This is a genomic window from Bacillus sp. GS3m_15504 (assembly GCF_055825275.1).
The window spans coordinates 2,234,652-2,248,753 of record NZ_JBVVNL010000001.1 but is presented as its reverse complement, the minus strand read 5'-3'; the positions used below and the strand labels follow the sequence as shown (position 1 = coordinate 2,248,753).

General features: G+C 29.9%; 12 protein-coding genes and 2 pseudogenes. 10 read left to right on the top strand and 4 right to left on the bottom strand.

The features are described 5' to 3' along the window. Positions 1–192: 192 nt before the first annotated feature. On the top strand, positions 193–987 hold the full coding sequence (locus tag AC0L0O_RS11840; protein ID WP_042511233.1) for a VOC family protein: 795 nt from the start codon (positions 193–195) through the stop codon (positions 985–987). A 116-nt stretch (positions 988–1,103) separates the two neighbouring features. Further along, a complete protein-coding gene (locus AC0L0O_RS11835) occupies positions 1,104–1,853 on the top strand; it encodes an aminoglycoside phosphotransferase family protein (RefSeq protein ID WP_042511232.1) in 750 nt (249 codons plus the stop codon). 82 nt (positions 1,854–1,935) lie between these two features. Here AC0L0O_RS11835 and AC0L0O_RS11830 read toward each other — a convergent pair whose 3' ends face one another. After that, positions 1,936–2,883 carry a phosphotransferase enzyme family protein gene (locus AC0L0O_RS11830; protein WP_428888808.1) on the bottom strand — a complete coding sequence of 316 codons (948 nt, stop codon included), beginning with the start codon at positions 2,881–2,883 and terminating at the stop codon, positions 1,936–1,938. A 321-nt stretch (positions 2,884–3,204) separates the two neighbouring features. Between AC0L0O_RS11830 and AC0L0O_RS11825 the strand changes: the two genes are divergently transcribed. Continuing rightward, positions 3,205–4,299 (top strand): helix-turn-helix domain-containing protein, encoded by a 1,095-nt coding sequence (locus AC0L0O_RS11825; protein WP_428888809.1) that lies wholly within the window; start codon positions 3,205–3,207, stop codon positions 4,297–4,299. 14 nt (positions 4,300–4,313) lie between these two features. On the opposite strand, the gene AC0L0O_RS11820 is transcribed toward AC0L0O_RS11825, so the two are convergent. Beyond that, a complete protein-coding gene (locus AC0L0O_RS11820; protein WP_042511228.1) occupies positions 4,314–6,005 on the bottom strand; it encodes a M3 family oligoendopeptidase in 1,692 nt (563 codons plus the stop codon). A 161-nt stretch (positions 6,006–6,166) separates the two neighbouring features. On the opposite strand from AC0L0O_RS11820, the pseudogene AC0L0O_RS11815 reads away from it, so the two are divergent. The 3 genes and pseudogenes from AC0L0O_RS11815 to AC0L0O_RS11805 form a co-directional block, all read left to right on the top strand. Further along, positions 6,167–6,759: pseudogene (locus AC0L0O_RS11815) on the top strand (DUF4030 domain-containing protein). Positions 6,760–6,829: 70 nt separating this feature from the next. Then, positions 6,830–8,200 (top strand): aminotransferase-like domain-containing protein, encoded by a 1,371-nt coding sequence (locus AC0L0O_RS11810; protein WP_042511227.1) that lies wholly within the window; start codon positions 6,830–6,832, stop codon positions 8,198–8,200. A 20-nt stretch (positions 8,201–8,220) separates the two neighbouring features. Beyond that, positions 8,221–8,475, top strand: a pseudogene (locus tag AC0L0O_RS11805) (carboxypeptidase regulatory-like domain-containing protein); the annotation flags it as partial. 105 nt (positions 8,476–8,580) lie between these two features. Here AC0L0O_RS11805 and AC0L0O_RS11800 read toward each other — a convergent pair. After that, on the bottom strand, positions 8,581–10,260 hold the full coding sequence (locus AC0L0O_RS11800; protein WP_473785759.1) for a DUF6044 family protein: 1,680 nt from the start codon (positions 10,258–10,260) through the stop codon (positions 8,581–8,583). A 697-nt stretch (positions 10,261–10,957) separates the two neighbouring features. On the opposite strand from AC0L0O_RS11800, the gene AC0L0O_RS11795 reads away from it, so the two are divergent. Beyond that, entirely contained in the window at positions 10,958–11,161 is a 204-nt protein-coding gene (locus AC0L0O_RS11795; protein ID WP_041185069.1) for a hypothetical protein, read from the top strand. Between the two features lie 27 nt (positions 11,162–11,188). Here AC0L0O_RS11795 and AC0L0O_RS11790 read toward each other — a convergent pair whose 3' ends face one another. Beyond that, entirely contained in the window at positions 11,189–11,431 is a 243-nt protein-coding gene (locus AC0L0O_RS11790) for a hypothetical protein (RefSeq protein WP_000582703.1), read from the bottom strand. Between the two features lie 111 nt (positions 11,432–11,542). Between AC0L0O_RS11790 and AC0L0O_RS11785 the strand changes: the two genes are divergently transcribed. From AC0L0O_RS11785 to AC0L0O_RS11775, 3 genes are all read left to right on the top strand, one after another. Continuing rightward, the gene (locus tag AC0L0O_RS11785) at positions 11,543–12,469 is read left to right on the top strand and encodes a zinc-binding dehydrogenase (RefSeq protein WP_000437345.1); all 927 of its coding nucleotides are present in this window, start codon (positions 11,543–11,545) and stop codon (positions 12,467–12,469) included. Positions 12,470–12,688: 219 nt separating this feature from the next. After that, positions 12,689–12,856, top strand: a complete 168-nt coding sequence (locus tag AC0L0O_RS11780) for a hypothetical protein (RefSeq protein ID WP_000344134.1) — start codon at positions 12,689–12,691, stop codon at positions 12,854–12,856. 388 nt (positions 12,857–13,244) lie between these two features. Beyond that, complete coding sequence (locus AC0L0O_RS11775) at positions 13,245–13,874, top strand: class I SAM-dependent methyltransferase (RefSeq protein ID WP_000397604.1); 630 nt, start codon at positions 13,245–13,247, stop codon at positions 13,872–13,874. Positions 13,875–14,102 lie beyond the last annotated feature (228 nt).

The window sequence follows — 14,102 nt, the reverse complement described above, 5'->3', positions numbered from 1 at the left end:
AAAAGAATGCAACGAAAATTTTAAAATATACCTTTATTGATGATGGATATCAAATGAAAAACTCTTGAAGCTAACGTATTTCATACTAAAGTTGTAGTTTTTATATGAAAAATCCATCCTTCCGTTTGATTTTATCTATTTATAATTGTAATACAATACGAATAGATAATAAGAACCAAGGGGGAATGTAACGTGATTACACATATATCAGACATAAAACTACAAACGGTTTCCATAGAAGGGGTAAAACAAGTTTATAAAGACATATTATCTTTTCCAATAAAAAAAGAAACGACATCATTTATTCAATTTGAAGTAACACCGTACACTACAATTAGTTTTCAAGAAGTATATGAACCAATTGCATCTGCGCACTTTGCTTTTGAGATTCCATATTCAAAATTTCATGAAACTGCAAGATGGCTTGAAAAGTCTGGATTACTCATTGTGAAATGGAAAGATGGTCATACAATTGATGAAGAGAGCGGCCGATTCAACTTATATTTCAGAGATGGTGATGGAAATCTACTCGAAATTATCGCACATAGTTATGTTAAAGAAGATGTATTAGTACCGCAGTCACCTTTAAACATTTTATATATAAGGGAAATCGGTCTTCCCGTTAAAAGTGTACCTGTATTTACGGAATGGTTGAAATTAAATCTAAATATGAAAACGATGGAAGATGGGGATATTTTTAACTTTGTTATAGGTGGCACTGCATATATTGTTGCAACCTGGTGGCAGCGACCGTGGATTCCAATCGCAATGAAAGCTTTACCACCGAAAGTACATGTTTCTTTCGGAACACCAGATCAAGCATTTTTACAACGCATACAAAATAACTTGAAGAAAAATAGTGTTCCATATGAATGTAAACATGATGAAGTATCATTTATTCAGCAAGGATATTCATTTACTATCTTGCATACACCAAATCTCCATGCTGATATTCCAAGTAAATTAAACTTACCGCTTTCTATTTAAGGATGGAAAGTGGTAGGTTTTTTGTATCTTCGTGAAGAAGGTTTTTGTTATGTTTACAGTGAATGTAAAGAAAGGGAAAAGGCACTATTCAAATTTATTTTATGGAGGTAAACGAAATGAATCTAGATAATCTGATTGCAAAAGGGAATACAGCAGAAATTTATCTATATGATAATAAGATTGTAAAATTATTTAAAGATTACCTCTCAGATACAGAGTCTATGAATGAAGCGAAAAAACAAAAATACGCTTATTCATGTGGGCTACCAGTTCCAAACGTATTTGAAGTGACAAAGATACAAAATAGACAGGCAATTATTATGGAATACGTAAAAGGGGACAGTATTGGTGATCTCCTGCTTAATAATTTAAATGAAGCAGAGCGTTACATAAATATTTGTGTTAACGAACAAAAAAAGATTCATTCTATTTGTATGAACACAGATGAAATAGAATCAATGAGAGTAAGGTTAGAGCGACAAATAAAATCTGTACATAAATTAGATGAAAAGCAAAAGGGAAATATATTGAATAAGTTACATTCAATTAAATTTGAACCTAGATTATGTCATGGGGATTTCCATCCATTTAATCTAATTTTGAGTAAAAAGAATGTGAATATTATAGATTGGGTAGATGCTAGTTCAGGTGACATTCGTGCAGATGTGTTTCGAACATATTTATTATATGCGCAGTCTCATATAGAATTAGCGGAAATGTATTTGCAAATATATTGCAATAATACCGATTTAACAAGAGGTGAGATCTTTCAATGGGCTCCTATTATTAGTGCAGCTAGATTTTCTGAGAAAGTGTCTTCGCAAAATGAAGTGGATTTGAGCAGACTATTGAATCAGTATTTATAAGTTATAAAAAAGGTTGTCTAGTAGCTAATTAATAAACACTGTTGTTTAACTAAAGTTTCCTTGTAGTTAAACAACAGTGTTTTTAAATATTGATATACGTATATTTATTTTCAATCTTCATCCTATAAAGGTTTATTATCCGTACTTGTTCCTCAGTTAATTCTTCTTTATCCCAATACATATGCATTAAACTATATTCAAAAATCTCCTTTAATTTTATAAACAATGGAAACTTGTCTATCATTTCTTTAGGTAGTTCATTTTCTTCTTGATACCCTTCAAATAGTGCTTTTGTAATAGAATGCTCATAGTCAACGATATTCCCATTTCCAGTAAATGGATATTCTATCGCACTATAAATAGGAACTGCTAAATCGAATAGGTAAAAATGTTTTTCGCAATCTTGAAAATCAATCATTGTTATGGTTGAATTATTTTCAACTAAAATATTTTCTAGCCATAAATCTCCGTGAATTAAGCCGTAATTTGAAGTGGATTTTTGTAGCTCTTTTATAGAATTTAAAACTTCAGATGCAATTTCACTAATAGTAGTTTCTTCTTTAGGAATATACTTAAGGAAATTATATTCCTCATTCTCATACCAGTCGTTAATATATTTAACCGGTTTAGCCTTTTCAAAGATTTTAGATATACGATGTAATTTTCCGATTTGTTGACCAAGCTTTTTAAATATAGTAGAATTCCATTCGCACTTTGGTAAATGTATACCAGGCGCAGCTTTATATAATACGGCAAAAATCTCTTTATCTAATGTTAACTTTTCTACAAAATTTCCTTGTAAAGAAGGGAGTATTGGTGGAACAGCTAAACCATTTTCGTATAAAAAATTCGTATATGTAACTTCTTCTAATTGTTCTTCATACGTTTTATAGTTTGTAATTCTAATGAAGTATGTACCTTGTTCTGTGAGACATTTATACATTTCATTTGTTATTGGTGTAATGTTAATAAAATTCAACGGATATAGTTCATTTATGAATTGAAGTATTTCTTTTTCTAGTTTGTTCATTGTAACGTCCTTTCTAAACTTTTATTTTTTAATTAGAGAATTAAAAGAATCTTATTTTACAAAATTCTAGTTTCATTTTTGAAATCCTTTAAAATGAAATATGATGTAAATTGACCTTTAATAATTAGTTAGGTCTTGCCAGCACACGAATTAACACTAAATTGAAAAATGAATAGAAGGTATGTCAAAATAAGATAGGTAAAAAATATAAAACTAATACTCATATTTAGATTTTACAGAATGGCTCATGTTATAAAACACAAGAAATATCAAAAGAAAGAAACGTATTTTTCCTATACTTTTAAATAAGGAGTGAAGGGAATGAATGAACATATACAGCAGATAATTGATTGGATTGAGCGCAATTTGAAAAAGGAATTTTCATTAGATGAATTGTCCCGTTATATGGGGTATTCTCCTTATTATTGTTCTTTTAAATTTCACCAAGTAACGGGTTTCAGTATTAGACGCTATATTCTTCTTAGAAGGTTATATTTATCTATAGAAGATTTAAAGAATGGTAGGAAAATAATTGAGATCGCATTGGATTATGATTACTCTTCCCAAGAGGCTTATAGTAGAGCTTTCAAAAATGTTTTTGGAATGAATCCAAGAGAATACCAACTTAGCAAAATGCCTATTCAATCATTTGTTAAACTCAATTTAAATAATGAAGGGGCGTTTAATGTGAATATTTCTAGAAAAATAGAGGTTGAACAGTTGCGAAATAGGAAGAGTGAGCTATTTGATAAAGAGGTACTTAACATATTAAATGGTCAACTTATGTATGAAGAATTTAAAAACGAAAAGCTAATGGGTGATTCTGATTATGCACCATTTAATGAAGCGATGTGTGTAAACCGAGTTACTACACTAGTTTTTGATGAAGAATTTATTAAGACAAGGGCAGCAGGACATAACAGTTCAGTAGAAAGTTACACAAATAAGGTTATAGATCCATTAAAGAAACTTTTTACGAAAGAGTATAAATGTATTGTTTTATGGTTTGGTGAAGATATGTTCTGCCAAATGAACTTACTTACCATACTTTCATACCTTGAACATTCTCGTTATGAGGGGAAGTTATACTTAAATAGCTTCAGAGAAGATGAATTTAAAGTAAATCAAATTGAACTTGAATTAGGAAAATATTCTTCGGTATACAATGAAGTATTAGTAAATCATAAAAAGACTTTCTATAAGGTACCACCTGTAATGTATCAGGCTATAGATTTATATTTAGAAATGCTAAAAGAAGATAATGCAGTAATAAAATTCATCTCTAGAAATAAAGATTTATCAACTCGTGAATTATTAATAAAGTTGTTTCATCTTTTTCCAACAATCGGATATGGAGATACTCAGTACATAGAGCTGATTAATAAAATAAAGAAGAAAGCTACACCTAAAATATAGGTATAGTTTTCTTCTTATAATTGCTCAAGGAATTCTAATTCTTTTTCTACAAATAGCATTAATTCTTTAATTGTTTCGCCAGAAAAATCAAAACGAATACCGGCTGCTTCATACACTTCTTTTATAGATTGCGAGCTTCCTAGTGATAATGCCTTTTTATAATTTTCTAGTGCTTGCTTAGGATCCTCTTTATATTGTTTATACATTTGTAATGCACCAAGTTGGGCGATTGCATATTCAATATAATAAAATGGTACTTCAAAAATATGGAGTACAGGTAACCAACTCGTTGCTATCCAGTTTTCGTAGCCATCAATATGTATGACGTTAGACTGATAATGTTTTTGAAGTTGTAAGTATTTCCCATTTCTTTCTTCAGAAGTATGAGTTGGATTCTCATACAGCCAGTGTTGAAATTGATCGACAATAAGCATAACAGGTAAATATGAAATAACATCTTTAAAGTAGTTGATTTTTGCTTGTTTTAAATCTTTTTTGTCTGTATAGAAGGTATCCCAATAATTAAGCGAGAATAATTCCATTGTCATACTGGCTAGTTCAGCTGTTTCAGCTGGAATTTCTATATACTGTCGTAATTTTAATGGTTTTATAAGTTCGTTATGAATACTATGACCCATTTCATGTATAAAAGTGATAATATCATCTTGTGTATAATTTAAGTTCATAAAAATATAAGATAATTGTGAAGCTGGTAAGTACTCACAAAAGCCTCCAGCTGCTTTTCCTTTGCGGCTTGTTAAATCAAGACAATCGTGTTTATACATTCGGTTTAATAGTGTTGAAAATTCAACATCTAGTTTATTAAAGATATGAGTGCTCTTTTCAATTAAATCATTTTCATTTGCAATTGGTTTAAGTACTTTTTGATCTGGAGTTACAGCTGATACATCCCACGGGCGAAGCGTATCCACTTGCAGTTTCTCTTTTTTCTCTAGTAATATTTTATCTTTAAGAGGCACAACATACTTACGTATGGATTCAGCTAGTTCATAGCAATCTATCGCTGAATAATCAAAACGCTCGTATTTTTTGAACATATAATCGCGATAATTCTCTAGTTGAATATTTTTTGCTTTTTGATGGCGAATTTCAATTAATTGATTTAATATGTTTTGGAGTTCTTTTTCAACAGATAAAAACTGTTCAGAAATAATGGTTTTTGCCTTTTTACGGATGTCACGATTCGAATCTTGTAAATACGATTGTAATTCTGTTATCGTTTTTTCTTCTCCGTCCCAAATAGCACTTAATCCTCCAGTGATTTCAAAGTACTCTGTGACTAATTTGTCTTCCTTTATTTCTAATTCGATATTGTCCTCACAAAATAACTTTTGAGCATTTTTTATTTTTGCATCTAATAAACCATATAGATTAGAATCTAATTCCATTCGAAAAGGTGACTCTAAATATTTATTATCCAATAAATTTTGGTACCGCTTTAAAAGTGGCTTTACAAATTGTTGATCATGTTCAAAAGTATCTTTTATTTCTTCATCATCCGTATTACATTGAAAGGCGATATAATGTGATCTTAATTGTTCTTCGATTTCCCAAATCATTTTTGACTGCTCTTTTAACCAATTTTCAAGGTCTAGTTTTGAAGAAATCATTTTGTTTAATAAAGACGAAAGAGTTTTTTCTAATTGTAGTACATTACTAATATCAATCGTATTTACACGTTGCATTATATATCCCTCACTTTTTATGTATTCATGGAGATATTCTATTTATTAATTGTAATTCCCTTTTTAAGAGGAGAAAATGTGAAATAATGTTAAATTATAGAAGGTATTTATATGTGAAAGTAAAAGTTTATCGTAAATGAAAATTTACGGAGGGAAGTGCAATGAAAAGAGGAAAGAAGTTGATTGTATTTTTATTTTCAATTGCTTTATTGTGTGCTTGTGAGCCTGAAATGGAAGAATCTAAAAGTGAAGATTCTATAGTTATGGGTATTGCTACAGCGACAGTCAAGCAGGAATCTTTTTTTAGTGCTGCTATATGGGATGAAAAAGCAAGAATAGTAGATTTAGAGATTGCTGATAGCGAAAATGCTAACGAAATAAAAAAAAAATTAATAAAAGATTGCAAATTCAAGGCATTATGTCCTATAAAGTAAATATATCTAAAAGAAACAAGGAGATTGTAAATGCAGAACAAAGATGGCAGTTAGTTTTTGGACAGATATTTGATGACGTATTCAGAAAGAATGGATATGAAGGGTTTGGGATTCAGCAAATAAATTATAAAAAGAATCAACCTGTTACCATTGATATAAAAACTAAGATTAGAGATGATGAAGTAGGGGCAAGAGAATTTGGACAGAAAATAGAAAAAGAAGTTGAAGGTGTACTTAAAACAGAAGCAGTAAAGAAATGGATTGAAAATGATTCATATGCTATTGGGATTTACGATATAGAAGATCGGAAAATTAACTAATTGAGGAATGGATGGTATATAAATAAAAAGTCGGTGTAATTAAATATAGAATTGCTGAAGGAGGTGTAATATGTATAAGTATTTACATATTTTAAACGATATAGAAAAAATGATTCAAAATGGAGCGATAAATGAAGGACAGAAATTACCATCAATACGGTCACTTGTTACGCAATATGAATGTAATAAGGCGACAGTTATACGTGCGCTTTATGAATTGGAAAAGCGTCATATTATATATTCTGTCCCTCAAAGTGGATACTACGTTGTTAAAAAATCAGGGAGTACTATAGAAAATGACGAGATAATTGATTTCGCTTCTTCAGCACCAGATCCAGATGTTTTCCCATATTTAGATTTTCAGCATTGCATTAATAAGGCTATTGATACTTATAAAAATGATTTGTTCGTATATGGAACGCCAAAAGGATTACCATCTTTAATTCCAGTCATTCAAAAACAGTTGGCAAATTATCAAGTGTTCACGAAAGAAGACAATATTTTTATAACGTCAGGAGTGCAGCAGGCACTTGCAATATTAACTTCTATACCATTTCCAAATAAAAATGAAACAATATTAGTTGAACAACCAACGTATCATTTATATATAGAATATCTAGAAATAAATAAAGTTCCAGTAATCGGTATTAAACGTACGAGTGAAGGTATTGATTTAAATGAATTGGAGCGTATTTTTCGAACGGGTAAAATAAAATTCTTTTATACAATACCAAGATATCATCATCCACTTGGAACTTCTTATTCTAAAGGTGAGAAAGAAAAAGTCGTACTATTGGCTAAGAAATATAATGTATTTATAGTGGAAGATGATTATTTAGCAGATTTAGAAACAGATTCAAAAGCCGATCCGTTATATAGCTTGGATCATGATAATCATGTCATATATTTGAAAAGTTATTCGAAAATTATTTTCCCTGGTTTACGAGTTGGTGTAGCAGTTATTCCACCGGTTATTTCGAGTGCTTTCCATACATATAAAAAGGTTTTAGATATTGATAGCCCGATGATATCCCAAGCTGCTTTAGAAATTTATATAAAGAGTGGTATGTTCGAACGCCATAAAAATAAAATTAAATCTTCCTATAATAATAGATCTAAAAAACTAGCTGAAGCATTAGAAAGAATTCATAGTGAAAATCCGCTTTTATTCACATATAAAAAGCAAAATACAATTGGAATCCACACTTGTTTAGAATTACACAAAACGAGTATTTCTGAAATGTTATTCCAAAGATTAAATGAAATGCAAATATGTATTGATACGATTGATAAAAATTATGTGAGAGGTTTTCCGAAACAAAGACTATTAAAGTTGAACGTATCGAATGTAAAGGAAGATAGGATTGAAGAAGGAATTCGTAAAGTAATGGAGGAAATCAAACAAGCTGAACGTCTAAATTTTCAATTTAAAAAAGAATAAAATGAATAAGGAGGTTTGTTGTGAGGCGTAAAATAATTCTCTTGTTTGTGTGTATCGCTGTAATAATTGGAGCTATGATTGTAACGAAATACTATAAAAAAGATGATCGATGCATTGCAGTTGGTAAGTATTCAAGAGGTATTATCATAGATCAAAATAACGAACCTATATCTATATCCAATGTGAAAATTTATGAAGATTCTATTAAAGGCGGGGAACGCAGTATTTCAAATGCAGAAGGTGAATTTGAAGTACTGCATGGTGTTTGTGGTGAGTAGTTCAATTTCATACAAATAGTAAAAACCAAACTAATATTGCAGTTAAATATTAGTTTGATTTTTTATAAATTTATATCGAGAGATGTAATCTAATGTACTTATCTATATTGCTTTATATAAATAAATTTTCCAAGCGGATGTCTTTGATATAAATATTTTCTCGAGGGATAAATTGTTTTTTACTGCATTTTCAATAGGGATAGCAGAAAATATGTAACGACCACCCATTTTTTTAAAATGATCTATATTTAGTTCTACATTTTTTAACCGTTTTTTCGAATTTTTCTTAAACATATAGTGTTTTCCAAGTTCATCGGTGAAAATATAACAACGGCCACCCCATTCGTCAAAATACGTACGAATCGTTTTATTTTTCGCTAGTTCCTTCTCAATTATTTTTCGGAATTCATATTTGTAAGATAGAGGATAAAAATTGTTGTATGTGTCAAGTGTATAGAACCCATTGTACTGAGCGATAGCTGGATGTAAACCGATATTAGCGATACGGTACTGTTCCACAGATAAACCTATGTACTCTTTTATCTCCTTAAATTGTTTTTCTGCAAAAAATTCTTTTACTGAAGGTTTATTTTGATAAACAATTTCTTCATTATAAAAGCATAACAAAATAATTTGGGCTATTATAATACTTGTTGTAGCATGTCTCCATACTTTCCCTTGTAACCATAAAACTTTTAATCCAAGAGCGAATAGAACATAAATAACTAACGGGCGCAAAAAATGATAACGTGCAAAATTAAATGTATCTAAAATGTGAAATCGTTTTGTTAATGGAAGCCAGCCTTTATAAAACCAAAAAGCATACCAAATTGATAAAAATATGTTAAACCAGAACAAAAAAATAAAGACTTTTTCTTGCTTCCATCGTTTTGTAGTAATGATAAAATACAACGCAATAAGTATTGTAGGTAAAATAACAAATGTATGGACTGTCATGACATGGGTATGTCCTAAAAGAAAATTTTTCACTGTAAGTCGGAGAGACCGCCATAACGATAATCTTGCATGAAAATATTCATCTCTACTGTTAGGTGCAGTTGATAAAAAGAAGGAAGTTACTAAGCGATATTCTACAATCATGTAAATGAGCGTCATATAAATAATTGAAAAAAGAAAACGAAAGTTCCATTCTTTTTTTACTACTAAGTCAACTAACCAGAGTATCCCTATGCTACTTAAAAAAAAGAAAAAACCTAAAACAATACTCGAATATAGAGGGATTAGAGTAAGTACGAAATAGTTCTTCCACAATTTTTCCCCTTTTCGAATATTTAAAAATGCCCAAAGTGCAAGAGGCATTCCCAGAGTACTAAGCATTCCTGATGGCCAAAAAGGGGTAAGAGCAAAAGTTAATGAAACTCCTATTGAAATGACCATCCATTCCTCTTTTGGTAAAAAATGATGTTTTAAAAGTACATACATGCCTATAAAAGCAATCACTCTTGTAATTGTCTGACTTAATACATAAGCAACCATATTTGGAAAAAAAGCATACAACCATACAATACCACTAAATTCTGTGTTAAAGGCGTTTCTTGACAATTGATTATTTATCACCTGTGGAATTGTACTATTAATCGGACCTTGTATCTCTCCACTACATGTCAAAACCTTATACCAGGACAAATTGGAATCAAGATTATCATGAATGCGAATATGCGCATTTTCTCCAAGAATAAATAAAGGAGACAAATAGAGAATGAGTATAATTGTTGCAAAAACAAACAACTTTCTTTCTTTTTGATTTTGGTTTAAAAACATTGTTCGCACCTCAAAGGATTCTCAAAAAGTTTACTTATAAAATTTCCAAAATGGAAGAAATTATCCCTGGTTGATCAAGGTGCTATAAATTTAAGTGGTAGATAGGAGGGGAAAACAACAGATGGGAATGGTATTGTTTTATAATCCTGATTCATTTTATAAAAAAGAAAAGTCTATCCTTATTGTTAAAGAAAGGATCTATATATTACGGAGAAGATTTTTTATAAGAAAACAATAAACCTAACAATTTGTATAGCCCCTACTTTTTTAGTTGTAGTTTTCTCGTGGGGAAAGAAATATAACAGTTGTGAATATTGATACTATGCAACAATCTTCAAAAATTAAAAAGAGAGTTAACATTTAAGGGGTTCAAAGGCTAAATTGCAGTCATCATTTAATTTAGATTATAAAAATTTCGAAATAGTTCTTATTTTTAAACGAAAGAGCGTTTGTCAAAGCGCTCCTGATTAAAACTAATAAGGAACAAGAATCACACATTATATTTATACATATGTTTATTTGGATTTTTTGTATTTGTTGAAAAGGTATTATCCCTTACTAATTAATGGTATTGTTAGAGTGTAGAATATTCCATATTAACTGCTCGTAAAGGCTTAGTTGGTTCAGCTAATAATCAGAGGGGAAAGGTCCCTTTTGATTATCTTTTCTTATTGTAAATAGGAGGATGATGAAGTTTATGGTAGTACGTATAGTCGATGATTTACAACAATTATCGTTGTTACTTATGTTTTTAAGTACATTTATATTTTACAGATACTTAAAGAAGGTTAAACGAGATAGAAAATTGACTGGTTTTGAATGGACAATGTATTTTGTCACTCAGTTTGCGACATTAATTTGGGCAATGACTTATTTTATTAAACACTTAGCTGAATCGTAATTTCTATTCACTCGATCTAGTTTACTGTTATCTAGTAGGGATATAAATATAGTCTGTATCTAAATCAATGACAACATCGCTCAAGACGTCTTCTTGTAATAACTTTTGAATTTTTTCATAATGATACCGTACACAAAATAAGTTTAGAAGTTCTTCATTAGATATCTCTTCATTTTTTACATTTAAATACATTATTATTAACTCGTTAAGAGAACGGTTACGGCCAAAAACATACTCATTTATACCATATCCATCAAATTCAATTATCATTTTATCACTGTTGGGTGCTAGTCAACGTTATAGCTTAAATTTTAGATGAATTTATTATACATTGTTTTAAATTTAGTGAGAATATATTTTTATAAAATGAGAGGGTCATAAATGGAACAAAATAAATTAGTTTTAGAAGGACCAAAATACCTTAAGTGGAAAACGTGTAAAATAAAGTCTATACAGGATGATGAAATTATCGTTAAAACAATTGCAGGGGCAATAAGTATTGGAGCAGAGTTACCGCAGTTTAAAGGATCCGATGTTACAGATATGAATCCTATTTATCCAAGAAAAACTGGATATGAAAGTTATGGTGAGGTTATTCAAGTTGGGAATAAAGTAACAAATTTAAAAGTAGGTGATAGGGTAGTTTCTTTTTATGGACATGATACGATAGGAATAGTTAAAGGGGATAAAGTAATTCGAGTGCCTAGTTATATAGAACCTAAAGATGCCTTATTATCTATTCTTTCGTGTGATGCTGCTAAAGGCATATTGAAACTAAACCCACGACAGAATGAAAAGATACTTATAACTGGAATGGGAGTTATAGGTTTACTTGCTTGTTATTTCTTAAAATACTATGTAGGTGTTAAGCATGTAGATGTTGTCGAACCTAATAAAAATAGAAGAGATTTTGCAAAGAAGTTTGGTGCAAAAAACATATATGAATCAGAAGAACAAATAAAAGAAGCATTTCATTACGGTTTCGAATGTTCTGCTACAAATAGCGGATTTCATACATTACAAAAAGCACTTAAAACTAATGGACAAATATGTATACTTTCTGATGGTAATATTGAAGAATTAACATTAACCGCCGATTTTTATCAGAAAGAATTGCAAATCATTGGTTCAAGTGATGGGTATGATTATCAAAAACATGCAGATTGGTTTTTTAGTCAAATAGAACAAACACCATGGATAGAAGAGATTTTTCAACATGAAATACAATATACAGAACTCATTCAATGTTTTGAGGAATTAAATCAAGGAATAATTACCCCTTTAAAAGTATTTGTCTCATATAAATAATGAACAAAATGACCAGGTACCGCATAGGCCACGTATGTTTCGACATTAATATGATAACAGAGCACGGAGTAACATGTACGGTTTTTTTAAATAGGTACAATGGCTTGTGTAAACAGAGAATGGTTTTTGCTCTTTCATTATGTACAAATAGTATATTATCTTTCTCAATGTACATATTAAGTAAAGTGTTTAATATCATACATAAAAGGGGGGGATAATATGGATGAAAATAAGAAAAATGAAGAATTGATTAAATTTAAGAAACAATGGTTTAATGAAGATAATCAACCAGTAGCTGGTATAGAGTTAACTTTACCGCCGGATATAGGCAGCATGTTAGACTCCAAATCAGTTGATGATGAAAGTGGAAAAAGTAATAATGAATAAGTTTAATCTATACGCATCCATTCGGGTGCTTTTTATTTTTTTGAAAATAGAAGATGGATCATCAAATCCTTATTGAAAAAAGATTGAGTTAAATAGATCTATTTTCAATATATGTAAGTTTTGATTTTCACAAAAAGTTTAATTGAAATTCATTTAGAATGATAAAGGGTTAATAAAAAGAGTGGCTTTTACACCAATCTTTATATTAGATATAGGCTTAGTATTATGCTATATTCAATGGAGCCAAGATGAATAAGGTAAGTGGTATGAATAGAAGAAAAAACTATATAGCAACAACACCCTATAACAACACCCTATAACAACAACACAAAAAACTTGCCTTTAATTTAATACTAAAATGGATTGAAAATAAGGAGATAGAAACATAATGGAATTTTGGGAATCAAGCTTTATTGAGAAACAAACGATGTGGGGATTTGAACCTACAGAATCAGCAATTTTGACAAAGGATTTTTTTCTAGAAAAGAACGTTAAGGACATATTAGTTCCGGGTATTGGATATGGCAGAAACGCAAAGGTGTTTATTAATAATGGTATAAATGTAACTGGAATTGAAATTTCACAAACAGCTATTGATTTAGCGAAACAAAACGGATTAGAAGATATTAGTATTTATCACGGTTCGGTAAACGAAATGCCTTTTGATACTAATCTTTACGATGGGATATTTAGTCATGCACTTCTTCATTTGCTGAATGACCAGGAAAGAGAGAAATTTATTAAAAATTGTTTTAATCAGTTAAAACCGGGTGGATATATGGTTTTTACAACTGTTTCTAAAAAAGCTCCAATGTACGGAAAAGGAAAACAGTTGGATAAAGATTATTATGAGATAATGGAAGGTGTGAAAATGTTCTTCTATGATTCTGAATCTATAAAACAAGATTTTAAAAAATATGGACTAGTACAAGTTTCGCAAATTGATGAACCAAATAAGAATATGGTCAATAAACCTTCAATCAATTTCTTAAAGATAACATGTAAAAAAGAACGATAACTAAAAGTTATTAAGAATGATTAAATATGTTTATATATTAATTATGCACAAATAAAGAGGACAAGCATATAATATAAATACCTTTTAACTTTAAGTAACCTTAACTTTCGTTAAGAGGGTATCTCAAAATCCCCAAAAGGGCACTTGCGGAAACAAGTGCTCTTTTATTTATTAAGGGTGATTAAATTTAGTTCAAAAAATATGGAATTTTAAACCATTGTTTTTATA